This window comes from Mycobacterium sp. NGS50, assembly GCF_059812545.1.
Genome location: NZ_JCALCW010000013.1, coordinates 47,491 through 66,842, shown reverse-complemented (window position 1 = coordinate 66,842; position 19,352 = coordinate 47,491). Strand labels below are relative to the sequence as shown.

Annotated in this window: 17 protein-coding genes; 6 read left to right on the top strand and 11 right to left on the bottom strand. The window is 68.6% G+C overall.

What is annotated here, in order from left to right:
- Nucleotides 1–12: 12 nt before the first annotated feature.
- Genes AC5Y36_RS11510 through AC5Y36_RS11500 form a run of 3 tightly spaced genes read right to left on the bottom strand, consistent with a single transcriptional unit; the run spans nt 13 to nt 2,937 of the window.
- Nucleotides 13–849 (bottom strand): alpha/beta fold hydrolase, encoded by an 837-nt coding sequence (locus tag AC5Y36_RS11510; RefSeq protein ID WP_500041028.1) that lies wholly within the window; start codon nt 847–849, stop codon nt 13–15.
- Nucleotides 850–859: 10 nt separating this feature from the next.
- Nucleotides 860–2,131, bottom strand: a complete 1,272-nt coding sequence (locus AC5Y36_RS11505; RefSeq protein ID WP_500041027.1) for a cytochrome P450 — start codon at nt 2,129–2,131, stop codon at nt 860–862.
- 20 nt (nt 2,132–2,151) lie between these two features.
- Nucleotides 2,152–2,937 (bottom strand): SDR family oxidoreductase, encoded by a 786-nt coding sequence (locus tag AC5Y36_RS11500; RefSeq protein WP_500041026.1) that lies wholly within the window; start codon nt 2,935–2,937, stop codon nt 2,152–2,154.
- A gap of 123 nt (nt 2,938–3,060) precedes the next feature.
- Between AC5Y36_RS11500 and AC5Y36_RS11495 the strand changes: the two genes are divergently transcribed.
- On the top strand, nt 3,061–4,542 hold the full coding sequence (locus tag AC5Y36_RS11495; RefSeq protein WP_500041025.1) for an aldehyde dehydrogenase family protein: 1,482 nt from the start codon (nt 3,061–3,063) through the stop codon (nt 4,540–4,542).
- An 88-nt stretch (nt 4,543–4,630) separates the two neighbouring features.
- Here AC5Y36_RS11495 and AC5Y36_RS11490 read toward each other — a convergent pair whose 3' ends face one another.
- From AC5Y36_RS11490 to AC5Y36_RS11480, 3 genes are read right to left on the bottom strand one after another with little or no spacing between them, the layout of a single operon-like run.
- On the bottom strand, nt 4,631–6,298 hold the full coding sequence (locus tag AC5Y36_RS11490; RefSeq protein WP_500041024.1) for an acyl-CoA synthetase: 1,668 nt from the start codon (nt 6,296–6,298) through the stop codon (nt 4,631–4,633).
- A gap of 55 nt (nt 6,299–6,353) precedes the next feature.
- Nucleotides 6,354–6,971 carry a cysteine hydrolase family protein gene (locus AC5Y36_RS11485; protein ID WP_500041023.1) on the bottom strand — a complete coding sequence of 206 codons (618 nt, stop codon included), beginning with the start codon at nt 6,969–6,971 and terminating at the stop codon, nt 6,354–6,356.
- Nucleotides 6,968–7,984 (bottom strand): Rieske 2Fe-2S domain-containing protein, encoded by a 1,017-nt coding sequence (locus AC5Y36_RS11480; protein ID WP_500041022.1) that lies wholly within the window; start codon nt 7,982–7,984, stop codon nt 6,968–6,970. Before AC5Y36_RS11480 ends, AC5Y36_RS11485 begins: the two co-directional genes overlap by 4 nt.
- Before the next feature lie 110 nt (nt 7,985–8,094).
- Here AC5Y36_RS11480 and AC5Y36_RS11475 point away from each other — a divergent pair, with 110 nt between their 5' ends.
- From AC5Y36_RS11475 to AC5Y36_RS11465, 3 genes are read left to right on the top strand one after another with little or no spacing between them, the layout of a single operon-like run.
- Nucleotides 8,095–8,535, top strand: coding sequence for a nuclear transport factor 2 family protein (locus AC5Y36_RS11475; protein WP_500041021.1), 441 nt, complete (start codon nt 8,095–8,097; stop codon nt 8,533–8,535).
- On the top strand, nt 8,535–9,641 hold the full coding sequence (locus AC5Y36_RS11470; RefSeq protein ID WP_500041020.1) for an alpha/beta hydrolase: 1,107 nt from the start codon (nt 8,535–8,537) through the stop codon (nt 9,639–9,641). Before AC5Y36_RS11475 ends, AC5Y36_RS11470 begins: the two co-directional genes overlap by 1 nt.
- A complete protein-coding gene (locus tag AC5Y36_RS11465) occupies nt 9,638–10,678 on the top strand; it encodes a TIGR03857 family LLM class F420-dependent oxidoreductase (RefSeq protein WP_500041019.1) in 1,041 nt (346 codons plus the stop codon). Before AC5Y36_RS11470 ends, AC5Y36_RS11465 begins: the two co-directional genes overlap by 4 nt.
- A gap of 53 nt (nt 10,679–10,731) precedes the next feature.
- Here AC5Y36_RS11465 and AC5Y36_RS11460 read toward each other — a convergent pair whose 3' ends face one another.
- Together AC5Y36_RS11460 and AC5Y36_RS11455 are read right to left on the bottom strand one after the other, a co-directional pair.
- Nucleotides 10,732–11,598 carry a hypothetical protein gene (locus tag AC5Y36_RS11460; protein ID WP_500041018.1) on the bottom strand — a complete coding sequence of 289 codons (867 nt, stop codon included), beginning with the start codon at nt 11,596–11,598 and terminating at the stop codon, nt 10,732–10,734.
- A complete protein-coding gene (locus AC5Y36_RS11455) occupies nt 11,595–13,091 on the bottom strand; it encodes an acyl-CoA carboxylase subunit beta (RefSeq protein WP_500041017.1) in 1,497 nt (498 codons plus the stop codon). Before AC5Y36_RS11455 ends, AC5Y36_RS11460 begins: the two co-directional genes overlap by 4 nt.
- A gap of 75 nt (nt 13,092–13,166) precedes the next feature.
- On the opposite strand from AC5Y36_RS11455, the gene AC5Y36_RS11450 reads away from it, so the two are divergent.
- Together AC5Y36_RS11450 and AC5Y36_RS11445 are read left to right on the top strand one after the other, a co-directional pair.
- Nucleotides 13,167–13,994 (top strand): enoyl-CoA hydratase/isomerase family protein, encoded by an 828-nt coding sequence (locus AC5Y36_RS11450; protein WP_500041016.1) that lies wholly within the window; start codon nt 13,167–13,169, stop codon nt 13,992–13,994.
- Between the two features lie 77 nt (nt 13,995–14,071).
- Entirely contained in the window at nt 14,072–14,632 is a 561-nt protein-coding gene (locus AC5Y36_RS11445) for a hypothetical protein (RefSeq protein WP_500041015.1), read from the top strand.
- Here the strand turns inward: AC5Y36_RS11445 and AC5Y36_RS11440 are convergent.
- From AC5Y36_RS11440 to malQ, 3 genes are all read right to left on the bottom strand, one after another.
- Nucleotides 14,629–14,913, bottom strand: a complete 285-nt coding sequence (locus AC5Y36_RS11440; protein WP_500041014.1) for a protein UsfY — start codon at nt 14,911–14,913, stop codon at nt 14,629–14,631. The genes AC5Y36_RS11445 and AC5Y36_RS11440 overlap by 4 nt on opposite strands.
- Nucleotides 14,914–15,006: 93 nt before the next feature.
- Nucleotides 15,007–16,830, bottom strand: a complete 1,824-nt coding sequence (locus AC5Y36_RS11435) for a molybdopterin-dependent oxidoreductase (RefSeq protein WP_500041013.1) — start codon at nt 16,828–16,830, stop codon at nt 15,007–15,009.
- A gap of 283 nt (nt 16,831–17,113) precedes the next feature.
- Entirely contained in the window at nt 17,114–19,333 is a 2,220-nt protein-coding gene (gene malQ, locus AC5Y36_RS11430) for a 4-alpha-glucanotransferase (RefSeq protein WP_500041012.1), read from the bottom strand.
- Nucleotides 19,334–19,352 lie beyond the last annotated feature (19 nt).

The following is a 19,352-nucleotide window of genomic DNA, read 5'->3' as shown; positions in this document are numbered from 1 at the left end:
CGGCGAGTGGGTTCAGGAAGGGTGCGCGGCGAACCAGTCCAGCAGCAGATCGGCGATCCTGTCGGGTTCCTGGTCCATCAGCCAGTGCGAAAGGCCGCCGAGGATTTCGAAGCGGTATTCGGCGCTGACGTAACGGGCCGAGTTCCGGGCCCCCTTTTCCACCAGGTAGGAGTCGTGATCGCTCCACAGGTACATGGTGGGGACGGTGATCTTCTGGCCCACCTGCCGGAAGTCCGACAATGGCAGCGCCCGATACCAATTGAGTCCGCCGGTCAACGCACCCGGCTCGGTCATCGCGCGGGCGTCGCGCTCGGCGGCGGCGGGGTTCTGCCCGGTGGCGCGCAAGGCTTTCGCCATGCCGCCCGACCTCCCGAGCAACAGCCACTCGGGTATCCGGGGCAGCTGGAAGAACAGCATGTACCAGGACGCCAGCCCCTGCCTGCTGGTCAGCGCGGCCCGACTGAACGCCGCCGGATGTGGCACCGACATCGGCGCCACCGTGATCAGACGCTCCGGGTGCTGCGCCGCCACGCCCCAGGCCACTGCCGCGCCCCAGTCATGCCCGACCAGGTGCACCTTGTCGGCACCGGACGCGTCGATGAGGGCCGCGATGTCCTCGACGAGCTCGGGCAGCCGGTAGTCGCGGCGGCGCTTGGGGCGCGCGCCGGGCGAGTAGCCCCGCTGGTTGGGGGCAAGGCAGCGGTAGCCCTGGGCGGTCAGCCGCGGGATCACCCCGTCCCAACACGTGTTCTGCTGCGGAAAGCCGTGCAGCAGTATCACCACCGGGCCGTCGGCCGGACCGCGATCCAGCACATCGAAGACGAGGTCGCCACGCCGGTATTGGTCCATGGCAACGACTCTAGGCCAGGTTGATCGGCATGCGCTTGATGCCGTGCACGAACGTGCTGTGCAGGTACTCGGGCTCGCCGAGCGTCACCTCCGGCATCCGGGTCACCAACTCGTAGAACAGGTGGCGCAGTTCCATGCGGGCCAGCTGGTTGCCCAGGCAGAAGTGTGCGCCGCCGCCGCCGTAGCCGTGGTGGGCGTTGGGGGCGCGGGTGATGTCGAAGTCATGCGGGCGGTCGAACACCGTCTCGTCGCGGTTGGCCGAACAGTAGAACAGCGCCACCTTTTCGCCGGCCGCGATCGGGGTGCCGGCGACCTCGGTGTCGACCAGCGCGTGGCGTGAGAACGCGATCACCGGTGTCGACCAGCGCACGAATTCCTCGACGGCCGCGTCGATCCGGTTGTCGAAGTCCGCCCGCAGCCACTCCCGCTGCTCGGAGTGATCGACCAGCGCCTTGAAGGCATGCGAGGTGGCCTGTTTGGTGGTGTCGTTGCCGGCCGAGCCGAGCAGCACCATGAACGCGCCGATCTCCTCATCGGACAGCCGGTGACCGTCGACTTCGGCGTTGACGATCTCGGTCATCAGATCTTCGTGCGGCGCGCTGCGGCGCAGTTTGGCCAATTCGATGCCGGCGTTGGTCAGCACCCCGAGTTGGGTCATCACGTGCACGGCGCGTTCCTCCAGGGAGGCGTAGTCGTCGTCGCTGGTGGAGAACAGGCTCTCCGCGGCGTAGGCGACGGCCTGCTGATCGGCGGGGTCGATACCGATCATGTCCGAGATGGTGCGCATCGGCAGCTTGCCCGAACAGCTTGCCACGAAATCGATCTGGTCGCCGGAGTGCAGGTCGGCGATCAGCTGGTCGACCACGTCGCGCGCGTTGGTGCGGATCTGGTCTTCGATGCGGCGGATCTGGCGAGGAGTGAACGCCGAGCTGATCAGGCGCCGGTAGCGGGTGTGCTCGGGTGGGTCCATGGTGAGAAAGAAGCTGATGCCGCGCTGGATCTCGGCCGGCATCGGGTCGACGCTGACACCTTGGCTGGAGCCGAACAGCTCGGTGTGCTGGCTGACGTATTTCACATCGGCGTGCCGGGTGGCCGCCCAGTAGCCGGTCTCCTCATGCGGGAAGATCGCCGGGATCGGACGGTGCCAACTCAGCCCGTCCTCGGCGCGCAGCTGGGCGAAGTATTCGTCTCGGACGTCAAAGGTCTTGTCCCAGAAGCTTGGATCCGAGATGTCCAAACTGTGGTAGGGGTGTGGCGAGGTGGGCGGGCTGGCGACGGTCATGGGCTGCTCCTGGTTGAGACCTACAGTGGGATCGGCGCACCGGCGGTCATCGCACTGATGAAGCCGGCGTCGGCGAGGATGTCCTGGCCGGTGATCCACCCGGCCTGCGGTGAGCCGAGGAACTCGATCAGCGGCACGATGTCATCGACCGTGCCGTGCCGGCCGACGGTGGCCCGCACGGTGTCGAGAACCTCTTTGCCCATGGACCGTTCGAAATCGGTCAGGATCGGTGTTTCGATCGGCCCCGGGCTGACGGTGTTGACCCGCACCCGGTAGCGGGACCAGGCCGGGCCGGCCAGGCGCTTGGCGTACAGGATGACCGCCTGCTTGGACGTGGTGTACACCGGGAAGTCGGGATCCTGGCCGGCCTGCCAGCGCCGCACCGCCTCGGCGTCGGTGGCCTCGAGCAGCCCGTTGAGGATCTCCACCCGCTGCTGCCAGCCCAACGCGGCGGTCGAGGCCACCGCGACCACCGATCCGCCCGGGTGCAGCAGCGGCAGCATGCCCTCGGTCATCCAGCGCATCCCGAGGTAGTTGATCGTCAACACGTCGTCGGCCGGCGCGGTGCCCGGCACCCCCGCGACGTGGGCCAACAGATCCCAGCCCGGGCCGATGTCGCCGAGCAGATCGCGGATGGCGGTGGCATCGCGCAGGTCGCACCGCAGGTGCCGCGACGCCGGTGTCTGGTTCGGCCGGATATCGACGGCCACCACGTAATCGCCGCGGTTGTGGAAGTGAGCGGCCGTCGCGGCGCCGATCCCCGATCCGGCGCCGACCACCACCACCTTGCGTCGCGCGTCGTTCACACCGACCAGCCTCTCCCGCCTCACCGAATGCCCGACAGTAAGCTCGACTGTAAACAATTCTGGGCCGGTGGACAATGCTAGCGTTGGCCCGAGCGCGGGGCGCTGTACAGCAAGGAGTCGACCATGACGAACGTCGTCGGGCGCATCGACGCCGGCGAAGAAGCGACGATGCGCGGCGTTCTGGAGCGTCAGCGCCGATCCTTCCTGGCCGACGGTCCGCCCACCGTGGCTTTGCGCCGCAACCGCATCGACCGGCTGCTGGCGATGCTGCTGGAGAACACCGACGCGTTCGTCGATGCGATGGCCGCGGACTTCGGCACCCGGTCGCGGTCCGCCTCGTTGTTCACCGAGGTGGTCGGCATCATCCCGGTCGTGGAACACACCAGATCGCATGTGGCGCAGTGGATGCGGTCGACAGCACTGCTGAGGGCGGGGCGAATGGTGGGGCTGCGCGCCGAGGTGCAACCGACGCCGGTCGGTGTGGTCGGGATCATCGGCCCGTGGAATTTCCCGGTCAACCTGGTGGTGCTGCCGGCGGCGGCGGCGTTCGCGGCCGGCAACCGGGTGATGATCAAGATGTCCGAGATCACCGCGCACACCGCGGCGTTGATGAAAGACACCGCACCCGACTACTTCGATGCCAGCGAACTCGACATCGTCACCGGCGGGCCGGACGTGGCGGCGGCTTTCACCGAGCTGCCGTTCGACCACCTGTTCTTCACCGGTTCACCGTCGGTGGGCGCCCGAGTGCAGCGCGCCGCCGCCGCCAACCTCATCCCGGTCACCTTGGAGTTGGGCGGCAAGAACCCCGTCGTCGTCGCCCCGGACGCCGACATCGCACGGTCGGCGGCCCGGATCGCGTCGGCCCGCATGGTCAACGGGGGCCAGGTCTGTGTGTGCCCGGACTATGTCATGGTGCCCGAGGCGCAGATCGATACGTTCGTCGACGTGGCACGCCGCACGCTGCGGGAAATGTTCCCGACCATCGTCACCAACGGCGACTACTGCTCGAGCGTCAACGAGGCGAACTTCGACCGGGTGATCGGCCTCATCGACGACGCCCGCGACCGTGGTGCCCGCGTCGAAACCGTCGCTCCGGCAGGCGAAGTGTTGCCGGACCGGGCCACTCGCAAGATCGCGCCCACCATCATCCGCGATGTCGACGCGGCGATGACGATCGCGCAGGAGGAGATTTTCGGGCCGGTGCTGGTGGTACAGGGCTACCGAGATGTCAGCGACGCCGTCGACCACATCAACGCCCGGCCCGCGCCGCTGGTGGCCTACTGGTACGGACCCGATGGCGCCGACTTCCGCGATTTCGTACGGCGCACCCGCAGCGGTGGGGTGGCCCGCAACGACTTTGCCGCACAGATGATTCCGTCGGCGGCGCCGTTCGGCGGGGTGGGCCGCAGCGGGATGGGCGCCTATCACGGCAAAGCCGGATTCGACGCGTTCAGCCACTACCGCACGGTGGTGGGCTCGGATCTGCCGTTCAGCCTGACCGGGACCGCCGCGCCGCCGTTCGGCCGCGCGATGCGCCTCTACGGCGACACGATGGTGCGGATGGCGCGCAACCGGACGCGGCGCCGGCTGCGCAGACGCTGACCCGGCTGGGTCGCCGAACGTGTACTCAGACCGAAAAATCGGCCCGCAGGTCGGGCCCAGTACACGTTCGGCGCATAACGGACGGGGGCTAGCCTTCGGTGGCCTGCTCGCGCGCCCACCGGTAGTCGGCCTTGCCGGCCGGGCTGCGCTGGATGACCGGCCGGAACACAATCGCCTTGGGCAGCTTATAGCGGGCGATGGAGGTGCCGGCGTGCTCGACGAGTTCGGCGGCATCGGCCGTGGCACCCTCGGCCAGGGCCACCACGGCGACGACCTCCTGACCCCAGCGCTCGCTGGGCCGGCCGGCGACCACCACGTCGATGACCGCGGGATGCGAGGCGATCGCCATCTCGACCTCCTCGGCGAAAATCTTCTCCCCGCCGGAGTTGATCGTCACTGAGTCGCGGCCCAGCAGCTCGATCGAGTTGTCGGCCAGCAGTCGCGCCCGGTCGCCGGGCACCGCGAACCGCACCCCGCCGATCACCGGGAACGTCGCCGCGGTCTTCTTGGCGTCGCCCTTGTAGCCCAACGGGACGAATCCGCGTTGCGCGAGCCAGCCCAGCCCCTCATGCCCCGGTTCGAGAACCGCGCTGAAGTCTTCGGCGGCCACACAGGTGTCCGGGCCACCGGAGAACTTGCCGGTCGACACCGAGCCCGAGGTCGACAGGTGCCGCATCTGTGCGCCGGTTTCCGAGGAGCCGACGCCGTCGACGATCATGGCGTGCGGCAGCAGATCCACCACCTGCTGCTTGACCGACGGGGTCAGCAGCGCGCCGCCGTTGGCCACCACCGCCAACGACGACACATCGGCGTTGGTGCTGGTGATCGCGGCGACCAGCGGCCGGGTGATGGCATCGCCGACCACCGTCACCACCATCACCTTTTCCCGCTCGATCGCGCGGACCACATCGTCGGCGTCGAAGTGATCGACCACCGACGGGAACACCAGCGTCTGGCCGCTGTTGATCGCGGTCATCACACCCCACTGCGCGGCGCCGTGGATCAGCGGCGGCAGGATCATCAGCTTGGCGCCGGGACTCGCAGTGGCTTTTTCCACGATTTCGTCGATGGAGCCGAACGATTCGCCGGTCATCAGGTCGCGACCGCCGAAGGAGCCCATGAAGATGTCGTGCTGGCGCCACAGCACACCCTTGGGCATCCCGGTGGTGCCACCGGTGTAGAGGACGTAGAGGTCGTCGGGGCACGGCTGCACCGGCGGAGGCTGCGGCGCCGTCTCGGCGATCACGGTCTCGTAGTCGACGGCGCCGTCGAGCAGGGCGTTGCCGGATCCGTCGGCGATCTGGATCAGCACCGTGAGGTGGGGCAGGTCCGGCAGCACCTCGGCCAGCGTCGGCGCGAATGCGGCGTGATACACCAGGCCGGTGGCGCCGGAATCGGCCAGCAGGTAGGCCAGCTCGTTTTTGACGTAGCGGTAGTTGACGTTGAACGGGGCCACCCGGGCAGCGAACGTCGCCAACAGCGTCTCGACGAATTCGTTGCCGTTGTAGGCGTAGATGCCGAGCAGGTCCTGGCCGACCTCGTGGCCGGCGAGCCCATCACGCTCGGTGTGGCAGCCCAGCCCGCGGGAATGCAGGTAGGCGGCGAGCCGGTTGGCACGGTCGACGGTCTGCGCGTAGGTGTAGCGCTTGTCGCCCTGGATGATCAGCTCGCGGTCACCGATCGCGGCGGCGATCGCGTTCACGACCGCGGGAACCGTGAACTGTACGGCGGGCTTCTCAACGGTCTGCGACATCATTCCTCCAACTCAGATAGGCCCGTCCCCCTGAGCACCGTACTTGATGTGTTCTCGATCACCGCAGCCACGTTTGCCGCAGCTCGTCGGTGCTGGTGATCGTCGCCACCAGCGACAGCGTGTGGTCGATGACCGCCGCACCGTAGTCGGTCGGAACACCCGCCACCGCATCGCGGGGAACCACGACGTGGTAGCCGCTGTTGACCGCATCCAGCACCACGTTGGGAATGGCGAGGTTCAGCGATACCCCGACCACGACCAGCGTCGACACGCCGAGATTCCGCAGGATCGCGTCCAGGTCGGTACCGCCCATCGGACCCACCCCATGCCAGCGGGTCAGCACCAGATCCGAGGGGTCCGGGCCGAACTCCGGCAGCAACGTCGCACCCGGACTGCCCGGCGTGAGGTCTGTGCCGGAGCGGCCGATGGCGAAGATCTTGGCGTTGTGGTTGGAGCCCAGCCCGTCGGGCCGGCGCTGCACCAGGCAGTGCACCACACGCACCCCCGCGGAGCGGGCCACGGGAAGCAGTCGCGCGATGCTGGGCAGGGCGACCCGGCGGGCCTCGGCGGCCAGCACCCCCAGACCCGCATCCGGTCCGACCACCGCGCCCTGCAGTTCCTGGGTGATGATCGCGGTGTGCGCCGGTGCGGCCAGCGCGGCAAGGTCGACCGTCACCGGCGAGCGGCCATCGGCTCGACCGGCGGCACATCGTAGAACTGGGTAGCCCATTTCCGCAGCGCCATATAGCCTTTGGCGTCGGTCTTGGACAACGCCGGGTTCTCCACGTACTTCTGGTAGCGCCAGATCTGCAGGTCGTCGAACACGGTCGACAGGAACTGCTGCTCGATGCGTTCGCGTAACGCGCCGGAGGGCACGTCGGCGACATCACCCGGGATGCGCGGCCACCAGATGGAATAGAACAGATCGGACACCTCGTCGTCGACGGGCGTGCAGGTGAAGATCAGCCGATGGTTCTGCACACCTTCGAACACGCTGATCGCCCCGCCCAGCCCGAACAGATGACTGTGGAACCGCAGCGCGAGGTCTTGCGGGTCATCGCTGGCGGCGTCGGGCCAGCCCGCGATGAACTGCCACTCCTGGTCCACGATCTTGTAGTCCAGCACGCGGGGCGTCACCGTGGCATGGTGCACGTACTCGAAATGTGCGCTGTCCGGGGCATTCTCGGCGACGATCTGCGGATGCACCGGCTCGTTGGCGGCACGCCGGGAGAACTCCGGGTAGGGACGGTAGTAGGCCGCCGGGTCGGTCTCGAACTGCGGGAATTTCTTGAAGATGTCCGGCATCTCCCACTGCGGTTCCTTACCGTCGGGGTGATGCCAGACAAACACGCAGTCGTACTGCTCGCGCACCGGGTAGACCCGCAGTTTCAGCGCCCGGTTCGGGCGATCGGGCTGATACGGGATGTACTTGTTGGCGCCATCGGGTCCCCAGCGCCAGCCGTGGAAAGGGCACTGGATGCAGTCGTCGACCACTTTGCCGCCGTGGCCCAGGTGCGCACCCAGATGCTTGCAGTGGGCTTCCATCACGTGCAGTTCGCCGGACGCGTCGCGGTAGGCGACCAGATCCTCGCCGAAGTAGTGCAGCGGACGCGCCTCACCGGCGGGGAATTCGGGGGACCAGCCGACCATGAACCATCCGGTGACTTTCCAGGTGAACGGAACTTTCACGCAACCGCCTCCACACCTCGCGAGTATCTACTAAATGCATTACTGTAACCATTTCAGCAGGTGTTGCCGGAGCGGGCAAGACCGGATGGTGGATCGATGGAGGGACACGGATGGCCGCAGCCGACGAACTCGAGGCGATCAGGCAGCTCAAGGCCCGCTACTGCCGGTTTTTGGACACCAAGGACGCCGAGGGCTGGCGGGGGATATTCGTCGACGACCTGGTCGTCACCCTGGACATGGCGGTGTCGGTGGGCGGCGCCGACCCCATGACGGCACCGCCGGTGCACGGCGCCGACACGTTCGTCCCGCAGGTACTGGCCAGCCTGGACGGCGTTGCGACCAAGCACCACTGCCACACCCCGGAGATCACGCTGACCTCGGCCGGCACCGCGACCGGCATCTGGGCGATGGAGGACTGGCTGATCTTCGCCGACGGGCGCGAACTACACGGCGTCGGCCACTACCACGAGACCTACGAAAAGTGGGACGGCGCATGGCGGATCGCGACGCTGCACCTGACCCGGACGATCCTGCGGTTCGTCGAACCGTGATGGTGACACAGCGCGGTCCACAGCTCGTGCACCTGGCCGCGGTGGTGCCCCGCTCGGTGAGCGCGCTGCGCGCCGCGCCGGGCTGGAGTCCGCGGTCAGCTCGCGGCCTGCGGCAACTCGGTGAGGTCGCACTCGACGAGCTCGCCCTGACCGCCTTCACGCTGTTCAGTCCCGCGCCGGCGCTGACCCGCCCGCTGCGCGCCTGTGTCCCCGCCGCCGAGCAGCTGTGCGGGCTCGGCATTCAGGGGGCGCACACCGATCCGGAGCCGCTGCGGGTGAAGGCGATTCGGCGCCGGCGACTCGGCCGATTGCGCTATGACGTCCTGAGCTTCGACCACGACCCGCGGTTGCCGTCGTCGCTGGCCGACCTGGGCGGGCCGGCGACCGCGGAGGTCAGGCTGGTGCGGAACGGCACGGCCCCGCGGCCGTGGCTGGTGTGGGTGCATGGCGCCGGGCAGGGCGGGGCGTCGGATCTGCTGGTGGCCCGCGCCGAACGGTTGCACCGCGAGCTGGGATTCAATATCGCCCTTCCGGTGCAGCCCGGCCACGGTGCGCGACGCAGTGCCCGGCCGGCCTATCCGGGCCATGACCCGCTGGCCAACACCGCCGGCATGATGCGCGCGGTTTCCGAGGTGCGCGCCGTGGTGCGCTGGCTGCGCCCGCAGGCGACCGCGGTGACGGTATCGGGTCTGTCGCTGGGCAGCCCGGTGGCGGCCCTGGTGTCGCATCTGGAACCCGCGGTCGATGCGGTCGCGGTGTACACGCCGATCGGCGGGCTGAACGCGATGATCGGCCGCCACCTGTGGCAGTGGGGAGAGGCCGGTCGCGACGTGAGCGAGGCGATGCAGTCCGAGGTCGCGACGGCGTTGACATCGGTCGTCGACCCGTTGAGCACCGACCCGATCCCGCCCGCGGAGCGTCGGCTGATCGTGGCGGCGCGACACGACCGGATGGCCTATCCCGATCCCGCGGAGGTCTTGCACCAGCGGTGGGGCGGTACGGCGTATTGGCACGACGGCAGCCACGTCGGGCACCTATTCTCCCGGCAGGTACACGCGCAGACGCAACGATTCCTGGCCGCGGTCAGCGAAGGGACGAGACAGTGAGCGAACGCATACTCGACGAGCTGGGCTACTACCTGCTCGCCGGTGCCGGCGGCGAGGGACCCGCCTCGCTGATGGACGAGGCGCGTCGCGGTGAGGAGCTGGGTTTCGGCACCGCGTTCATCTCCGAGCGCTGGAACGTCAAAGAAGCGTCATCGCTGGCCGGTGCGGCCTGCGCGGTCACCAGCCGGATGCAGATCGCCACTGCCGCAACCAACCACAACACCCGCCACCCGCTGATCACCGGGTCGTGGGCAACCACCATGCACCGGCTGTCCGGTGGACGCTTCACCCTGGGCATCGGGCGCGGCGTGGCGGCCATGTACGCCGCGTTCGGCATCCCGTCGGTCACGACCGCGCAGATGGAGGATTTCGCCCAGGTGATGCGCCGGCTGTGGCGCGGCGAGGTCATCTTCAACCACGACGGGCCGATGGGGCAGTACCAGGTGCTGTTCTTGGATCCGGACTTCCGCGAGGACATCCGGCTGGGGCTGATGGCGTTCGGGCCCAACACGCTTGAGCTGGGCGGCCGGCTGTTCGACGATGTCGTGCTGCACACCTACTTCACCCCGGAAACTCTGGCGCGCAGCGTGAAAACGGTCAAGGATGCCGCCGAGCGGGCCGGCCGCGACCCCGACGCGGTGCGGGTGTGGTCGTGTTTCGCCACCGTGGGCGATCATCTGCCCGAGCAGCTGCGGCTGAAGAAGACGGTGGCCCGGTTGGCGACGTATCTGCAGGGCTACGGTGACCTGCTGGTGAAGACCAACGGCTGGGATCCGGCGGTGCTGCAACGGTTCCGGGCCGATGCGGTGGTGACGTCGATCCCCGGTGGTATCGACCACAAGGCGACCGCGGACCAGATCGAGCACATCGCCACACTGATCCCGGATGAATGGCTGGAGCCGTCGGCGACCGGCTCGGCCCAGCAGTGTGTCGAGCGGATCCGCCGCGAGTTCGACTACGGCGCCGACGCGGTGATCCTGCACGGCGCGACGCCGGATGAGCTGGAGCCGATCGTCAGCGCCTACCGCGAGTCCTGATCTCCTGCCGAGGGTGCGCAGAATGCCAGGCGAACCCGGCGTGTCGTGTACAACTACGCACGCTCGCGGGAGGTGAACAGGTAGCTCGCAGCGGTGATGGGTTTGTCGTCGGCGCCCTCGTCGTACAGCATCACCCGCACCGCCACCGCACCGTCGGCGCCGGGCAGCAGTTCGCCTTCGGCCCGAAACGGCCCGGCCTTGCCGCGGGCCATGAACATCACGTGCGACGACATCCCCTGCAGCCGATCCGTTCCGGTGCCGGTGGCCGCCGCGTCCATCGCGGCCGTCTCCAGAATGACGAACTGCGGCCCGATATGCAGCGCGGCGTCCGGCGACGCCAGCTGCGTCGCGAGTTCCGGCAGCACCCAACACCCGTTGCGACGGTGCCCGCCGAACACCCGCCACAGCGGGGGAAGGTCGGGGGAGTCGACGATGTCCAGCGGGTTCGCCGGCATCTTCTGCAAACCGTCGGGCGGTACACCGATGCTGATGCCCTGCCCCTCGGTCAGGGCGAGCACCCGGTCCGGGTTATCGGCATCGACGATCGTTGAGCGGCTGTAGCCCAGCTGACGCCCTCGTTTGAGGGTCGCCGACACGATCTCGATGCGTCGCACATCGCGGCCGGGATCCAGGATCTGGCAGGAGTGGATCACCGGATTGGGCACCGCCTCCAGATCCGACATGCCGCCGCCCTCGGGGGAGGCGATGCCCAGCACCGACAGCAGCAGTCCGCCGGTCGGGTTGCGCATGTCGCGGCGCACCGTGACGGTGTCGTCGACGGGCCCCAGGTCCATGGCGGCATAGCGGCGGCCGATGTAGCGGTAGCTCAACAACCCGCCCCACCGGCGCCGCAACTCGGCGGCGTAGGCGTCGGGATCGCTGGTCAGCTCGCGAATATCCTGTGGCTGCGGTTCTTTCACGGCATGATGCCGATCCGGCTGACCGGCTCGGGTGCGGCCTGCCGGCTGCACAGGCCACGCTGCAGCGCCGACAGCAGGGCGTCGCGGGTTTCGCGGGGGTCGATGAGCTCGTCGAAGCCGAGATGCTCGGCGGAGCGGTAGGACGCCTGCAACTCGGCGTCGCGCAGCTTGGCGGACAGATCCTCGCCGGCATGCGAGGCCCGGCTCAATGCGGCCGCACTCATCGCCCCCATGGTCGCGCCCGGAAACGCGAAGGTGGCCGACTGGTCGTCGAACCCGAGCAGCGACATCACCATCGACCCGAAACCGTAGGCCTTGCGCAGCGTCAGATGCAGCTTGACCGTGCTCGCCATGGTCTGGGCGGCGAACATCCGGGCTCCGGCGCGCAGCACGCCGCTGCGCTCGGAGCGACTGCCGGGCAGCATGCCCGGGTTGTCGGCGAGGAAGACGATGGGCAGATGAAACGAGTCGGCCACCGTGATGAACCGCGCCGCCTTGTCGGCCGAATCGGCGTCGATGGATCCGGCCAGCACCCGCGGTTGGTTGGCCACCACCGCGACCGGATGTCCGCCCAGATGGGCCAGGGCACAGATGATTGCGCGCCCGAACCGGGGTTGCACCTCGAACCAGTCGGGCCGGTCGAAGACCACGTCGAGCACCGCGCGCATGTCGTAGATGCGGCGGTTGTCGCGGGACACGATGTCGAGCAACTCGGGGGTGGGCCGCGACCCGGTGTGGGTGTCGGCGGGCAGCGCCGCCGGGTACGACCAGGCACTGGCCGGGAAGTAGGACAGGTAGCGGCGGATATCGGCGAGGACCGCCGCGTCGTCGGCGCCCACATTGTGGATCACCCCGCTGGGCAGCGCCACCTCCGGACCACCGAGCTCTTCTTTGGAGATGTCTTCGCCGGTGGCTTCCTTGACCACCGGCGGGCCCGCGGTGAAGATGGCGCCCTGGGCGCTCATGATCCGAAAGTCGCACACCGGGGCGACCAGCGCGCCGTGGCCGGCCGAGGGCCCCAGCACCGCGGCAACCGTTGGGACCCGGCCAGAACAGCGGGCCTGGGCCAGCAGGTCGGTCGGGCTGCGCCCGTAATGCCCGCCGCTGGCCCGGAATCCGGCTCCCTCCAGCAGCATCACCAACGGAACTCGATCGCGCAGCGCCAGTTCGGCGATGCGGTGCCGTTTGGCGTTGCCGCCCGGACCGATGCTGCCCGCCAGCGTGGTGAAGTCCTCGGCGCCCACCATCACCGGGGCGCCGAGGATGCGCCCTGCCCCGACGACGATCCCGTCGGCGGCGATCTCCCCACCGACCAGGGTGCCCAGCTCGCGGAACGTGCCCGGGTCCAGCAGCCCGTCAATGCGGGCACGGGCGTCCAGCTTGCCGGTGCCGCGGTGCTTGGCCAGCCGCTGCTCGCCGCCCATCGCCCGGGTCTGCTGACGGCGACGGTCGAGATCGGCGAGCGTTTCGGCCCAGTCCTCGGCTTCTGCCATCGTCGATCCTTACCTGCGCGTCGGAGCGCATCGGCTCCGTTGACCATACTGAAGTGCTTACTGTAGCGTCGCCCCGTGAGTGCTGAGCCGCCGAACACCCCGAAACCGCCGGACGGTGATTGGCTGGGCACGCCCTACCTGTCGTTTCGGCGCGAAGGCCCGATCGCGGTGTGCACCTTGGACCGTCCGGAGGCGCGCAACGCGATGACCCCGGCGATGTACTTCGGCATCCGGTACGCGGTGGGCCGGGTCAACGAGGACGCCGAGCTGGCCGGGCTGCTGATCACCGGCAGCGGTGACGTTTTCGCGCCCGGCGGCGACATGGGCGGGGGCGGCGCTGACGACTGGATCAGCTTCGGTTCCGGGCTGGGCATGGACATCACCCCGTTCGACGCGCTGCGCAGTTCGGTCAAACCGGTGGTGTCGGCCGTCAACGGGCTCTGCCAAGGTGGTGGCCTGCAGATCGCCTTGTGCAGTGACGTTTCCGTGGTCAGCGATCGGGCGACGTTCCGGGTGCCCGAACTGTTCCGCGGCATCGCCGACACCTACTACAGCCAGATGCTGGCCCGTCTGATCGGGCCGGTGCGCACCCGGGATCTGATGTTCACCGGTCGGGTGCTCAGCGCGCAGGAAGCACTGGAATGGGGGATGGTGACCCGGGTGGTCGCCCACGAGGACCTGCTGGACACCGCGCGTGAGGTGTTGGCACAGTGCTGCCGGACGGCGCCGGGGGCCCGCGCGGTGGTGAAGTCCAGCCTGGACGCGTATTTGGGGCTGTTCGACCGGATCGCAATGAGCACCAGCCTGGGCGCACCCGAGGCGGTCGAGGGTTTTCGGGCGTTCAAGGAACGGCGGTCGCCGGACTGGGTGCACCCGCAGTTACGTGTCGACGGGCGCCTGTAGGCACGTGTCGGACACGCGTCGCCGGATCGAGCCGGATCAACCGGTGTTCGCCGGACGGACGTGAGAATCTGGGACTTATGCAGCGCGAGTCCCTGACCTACGAAGAGTTCGGCCGACGGTTTTTCGAGGTCGCGGTCACCGAGGAGCGAGTTGCCGACGCCTTCGCCAGCATCGCCGGCGACGAGTTCAGCATGCCCCCGATCGCGCAGGGCCCGGGCCGGATCGCCAAGATCAGCGCCGACGTTCAGATTCAGCAGCCCCAGGTGACCCGCAACCTCGGTGAGCAGATCACGTTCGCCATCCACATCCCGCTGACCATCGACCTGCTGGTCGACCTGTGGGTGGACAAGCAGCGGTTCACCGTCGCCGGTGACATCTCGTTGCGGGCGACGGCCCGCGCCGCCGAGCCGCTGCTGCTGATCATCGACGTGGCCAAGCCGCGGCCATCCGACATCACCGTGCAGGTGTCCTCGTCGTCCATCCGGGGCGAGATCCTGCGGATCATCGGCGGTGTGGACGGGGAGATCCGGCGCTTCATCGCCAAGCACGTCGCCGATGAGATCGACAAGCCGCAATCCCAGGCGGCCCAGACCATCGACGTGGCCGAGCAACTCGACTCCGCCTGGACCGGCATCTAAGGGGCCGGGGGCGGCGGCTGCTGCGGGCGGGCGTGGGCCCGGCGGCGTTCCGCGACGGTCCACACCAACCCGCACACGACCGCCACCAGTGCGACGACGGCGGCCACCACGCCCCAGCTGACCTGTCCGGCGGCGAACCCGGCAATGCCGAACATGACCGCGGCGATGGCGATCGCGATGAGGATCAGGCCGGGCATGCGCGCCGGGTCCTTCATCGACTCGCCGGCGTGCGGGCGGGTCGTGCGGTGATGGTCGACGGGATCGGAAGCGGTGTCGCCCATGGTGTCTCCTCTGCTCGTTCCGCGGTGCCCACCGGGCACCGCGCATACAGCAGGGGGTTACCCGCACCCGGGTGCGGGAAACGCGCCGATCGATCAGATGGTCTGGTGACGACCGAAGTACTTGTGGTCTTCGCTGTAGCCGCCGTAGCCGCTACCGAGTTCGTCGTAGCTTTCCAGGAACTCGATGCCCTTGATCCACTTGACCTGCTTGAAACCGTGCTGCAGCTCGTTGCGCAACCGCAGCGGCTTGCCGTGGCCGTAGCTCAGCGGCTCGTCGTTCATGCTGTAGGCCAGCATCGTCAGGTGGTGACCCATCTGCTTGAGCGGGTGCACGTTGTAGTAGATCCCGCCGGTTGCGCCGAATCCCATCGAATAGAACGCCACCCACTTGGCTTCCGGCTTGGGCTTGACGACGTCCATGATCGACTGCATGGACACGCCGCCCCATTTCGCCACACCCGACCAGGCCTGAATGCACATGTGCTGGGTGATCTGCTCGTGGTACGGCAGCGCCTTGAGGTCTTCCAGCGAGAACTCCGTCGGGTTCTCGACCAGGCCGTAGACCGTCAGTCGCCAGTCGGTGAAGTCGTTCTTCTCCAGCTCCTTGTACTCCACGGTCTCCGGCAGCCGGCCGTTGTGCCAGAAGTACGGCGAGATGTCCTTCTCGGTGAAGGCGCCGGCCTTGGGGTTGGCGACCTCGAGCATCTTCTGGAACGGGCCGACCAGCGCGTAGCCGACCCGCTGCACGACGCGGGGGTGCTTGATGGTGAACGGCGTCGCCCACACCCAGGCGATGGCCACCACCGCCATGGCCACGCAGAACACGCCGAAGCCGACCCAGCTGTGCCCGCCGGAGCCACACGTCGGGCCCGGTGAACAGCCGCGCGCGGCGAACATGTGGTTGAGGTTGTCCAACGCATCGGTGGCGAACACCATCGTGACGTGCACCATGATGAACATCAGGAAGTACACCAGCACCAAGAAGTGCAGCGAACGGGCGTGCTGCAGGTTCAGCCGCTTGCTGATGAAGGTGAACCGCATCGACAACGCCGGTGACATCCCCAGCGCGGTGATCAGCGCCGCGGGTGCGGCGATGAACACGGTGACGAAGTAGGACAGCAACTGCATCGCGTTGTAGTTGGTCCAGGTGTGGTCGTCGGGCCACTGCAGCGCCAGGTACTGGATGCCGACCGAGGCGGCGTGCGGGAAGACGTCCCAACTGGTCGGCACGATGCGCCGCCACTGGCCGGTGCTGAACAGCAGCACGTAGAAGACAATGCCGTTGAGCAGCCAGAACACGTCGGCGCCCAGATGCCACCAGCGGGCCAGCCCGATCGAGTGCCGGAATCCGGGCAGCCCGAGCTGCGGGGGCAGGGCGACGGTGTCGTCGTTGGCGGTCCAATACCCCTCGGGCACCGGCGGTCCCACCCGCAGCCACTCGTCTTTGCCGGGGGTGGAGTTGCGGCTGAAGTACAGCCGCGGATGGTCGCAGAGGATCTGGACCCCGGACCGGATGATGAACATCATCAGGAACAGGTTGAAGAAGTGCGTCCAGCCGGCCCACGCCGGGATGCCCCCGGGGACCTCGGTGGATGCGCTGCTACCGGGGTACTTCGCGATGAAGCTCTGGATCTCGGGCATGTTGTAGAGGCCCTTGCCGACGGCCACCGCCGCCAGCATCCCGACGAAACCGATCGGCAGCAGCCACAGCAGGTTGAACCACTTGTCCTTACCCACCCGCAGCCGGGGAGCGGTCGCGCGCCGGGTGAGGTCGAAACCGCCGCCGTAGCCGGCCACGTCGATTTCGTCGTGGGCATCGTGGATCTCATGGCGGTACCCCGGGTCGATCACCGGGGTACCGGTAGCCGTCCCCGGTGACCGATCCGATGCTGCAATGTCCTTGCGATCAAGGCTCACCTTCATGCCTCCTTCGGCGCCCGGCAGACGACCATAATTTACACGAATCAGCCTGTATAAAATGCGAATCGCGGTCACGGGTGGGGCTGTGTCGCGGTCGGCGACTCGCACTGGCCAGCACATTCTTTCACCAGGGGCCCGGTGAGTCGATAGCCCTACTCGGCATCCGTGTCTGCGGAATAAAGATGACAAATAATCCGCGTCTGCGATTATTTCAGGCACGGTCGACCGCACGGCACCCCCGGTCGAGCATCCGGTGAGGTTGGTCACAACTCCTTGTGAATTAGCTGTGTGACCTTGGGTCGTCAGATCGGGCGGGCGCGGCGGAGTCGACGCAGCCGCGGACCACCTCCGCCAGCGTGGCCGCCCGGCTGTCACTGAACACGTCCTCTAGCAGCAGGGGGACGCCGTCGGGGCCGGCCAGCGGCACCCGCCAGTTGGGATATTCGTCGATGGTGCCGGGCTGATTCTGGGTGCGCCGGTCACCGACCGCGTCGGTCAGCGCCACCGCCAGCAACCGCGACGGGGTGCGACCCAGGTAGCGGTGCAGCGCGACGATGGCCTGCGCACCGCCGGCGGGTTCCTGCGGCGGTCCCGGTTCCGCCTCGCCTGCCGCGAGCCTCGCTGAACCGCGGGGTTCGTCGCCGGGGAGCAGCCCGACGCGGTGCAATTCGGCCAGCCACGCCTCCCGTTCACCCCGATCCGCCGCGAGTTCGTCCTCGACGGAGCGGGTGAGCAGGCCCAACGCGGCGCGGAGGCGGACATGGTCGCCCGCCAGATACCCCGCCGTCGGCGGCAGGTCGTGGGTGGTGACCGACGACAGGCAGTATTCGCGCCAACGTTCCGCGGGCAGCGGCCGCCCGGCGGCGTCACGCTCGAACCACAGGATCGAGGTGCCCAGGATGCCGCGGTCGGCCAGGTAGTCACGCACCCAGGGCTCCACGGTGCCCAGGTCCTCACCCACCACCAGCGCCCCGGCCCGGTGCGCTTCGAGCGCGACGATGCCCACCAGCGCTTCGTGGTCGTACTGGACGTAGGTGCCCGCGGTGGGCGGTGCGCCGTCGGGAATCCACCACAACCGGAACAGCCCGATGATGTGGTCGATACGCACCCCGCCGGCGTGCCGCAGCATCGCGGCGATCAGGGCACGAAACGGCCGATATTCCTGCTCGGCGAGCCGGTCGGGTCGCCACGGCGGCTGCGACCAGTCCTGACCGCGCTGATTGAACGCGTCCGGAGGAGCGCCGGCCGTGACACCGGGTGCCAGGACGTCCTGCAAGGCCCACGCGTCGGCCCCGTCCGGGTGCACCCCGACCGCCAGGTCCCCGATGATGCCCAGCCGCATCCCGGCCCCCAGCGCCCGGGTCTGGGTGGCGGTGAGCTGCTCGTCGAGCTGCCATTGCAGCCAGCGGTGAAAATCGACGGTGGTGTGCTGGGCGGCGGCGAAGTCGGCGACTTCGGGACCGGCCGGATGCTGCAGGGACGCCGGCCAGTGATGCCAGTCCGCGCCGTACTGCTCGGCGAGGGCACACCAGGTGGCGAAGCCGTCCAGGGCGGTGCCCTCGCGGGCGCAGAACGCCGCGAACGCCAGCTCGCGCCCGGGTGTCCGCGGCACCCGATACACCCGTTCCAGCGCCGCCCGCTTGGCCGTCCAGGCGCTGTCCCGGTCGATGGTGTCGGCTTCGGCGGGCAACCCGGCCAGCGCACGGACCCGCCGTAGTTGCCGATCAGGTAGGTAGGCGAACTCCTCGATCGCCTCGACCCGCAGATACAGCGGGTTGACGTAGCGCCGTGACGTCGGCAGATAGGGCGAGGGCTCCATCGGGGCGGTCGGTGCGGCCGCGTGCAGCGGGTTCACCAACAGGTAGTCCGCGCCGTGCCGGGACGCCGACCACACCGCCAGATCGGTGAGGTCGGACAGGTCGCCGACGCCCCAGGACCGTTGCGAGCGCAGGCTGTACAACTGCGTGGCCAGACCCCAGGCGCGGCGCGCACCCAGCCGCGGTGGCAGGCCCAGCCGAGCCGGGGTGACGATCAAGGCGGTACTGACCCGCTGGTCGCCCGAGGCCAGCCACACCCGGTGATAGCCGGGCGGCAGATCCCCGGGCAGCACGAAGCTGGCCTCCCCGATCAGGCGGCCCTCCAGATCGAACGGCGGGGTGAAGTTGTCGAGCTGGCGCGCCGCGTCCCGGCTGCTGCCGTCCTCGGTCTGCACCCAGATCCGTGCCGGGTGGCCGTGGGTGACGTGCACCCACAACGGGATATCGGCTCCGGCGCGGGCCACGATGGTGGCCGGCAGGGGGCGGGCCCAGTAGGCGCGGTCCCGGCCGGCCAGCGCCGCGCGGCGCTGCGGCGCGGTGCCGGCGGGCACCTCCAATGCGGCGAGAACGGCGATCAGGGTGGCCTCGGGGACCTCGACCCGCGCACCGGCCCAGTCCTGGTAATTGGTGGCGATGCCGAACAGTTCGGCCAGTTCGGCCAGGGACGGTGCCGGCTCCGTCATGCAGGTCCTCCCGCCGATC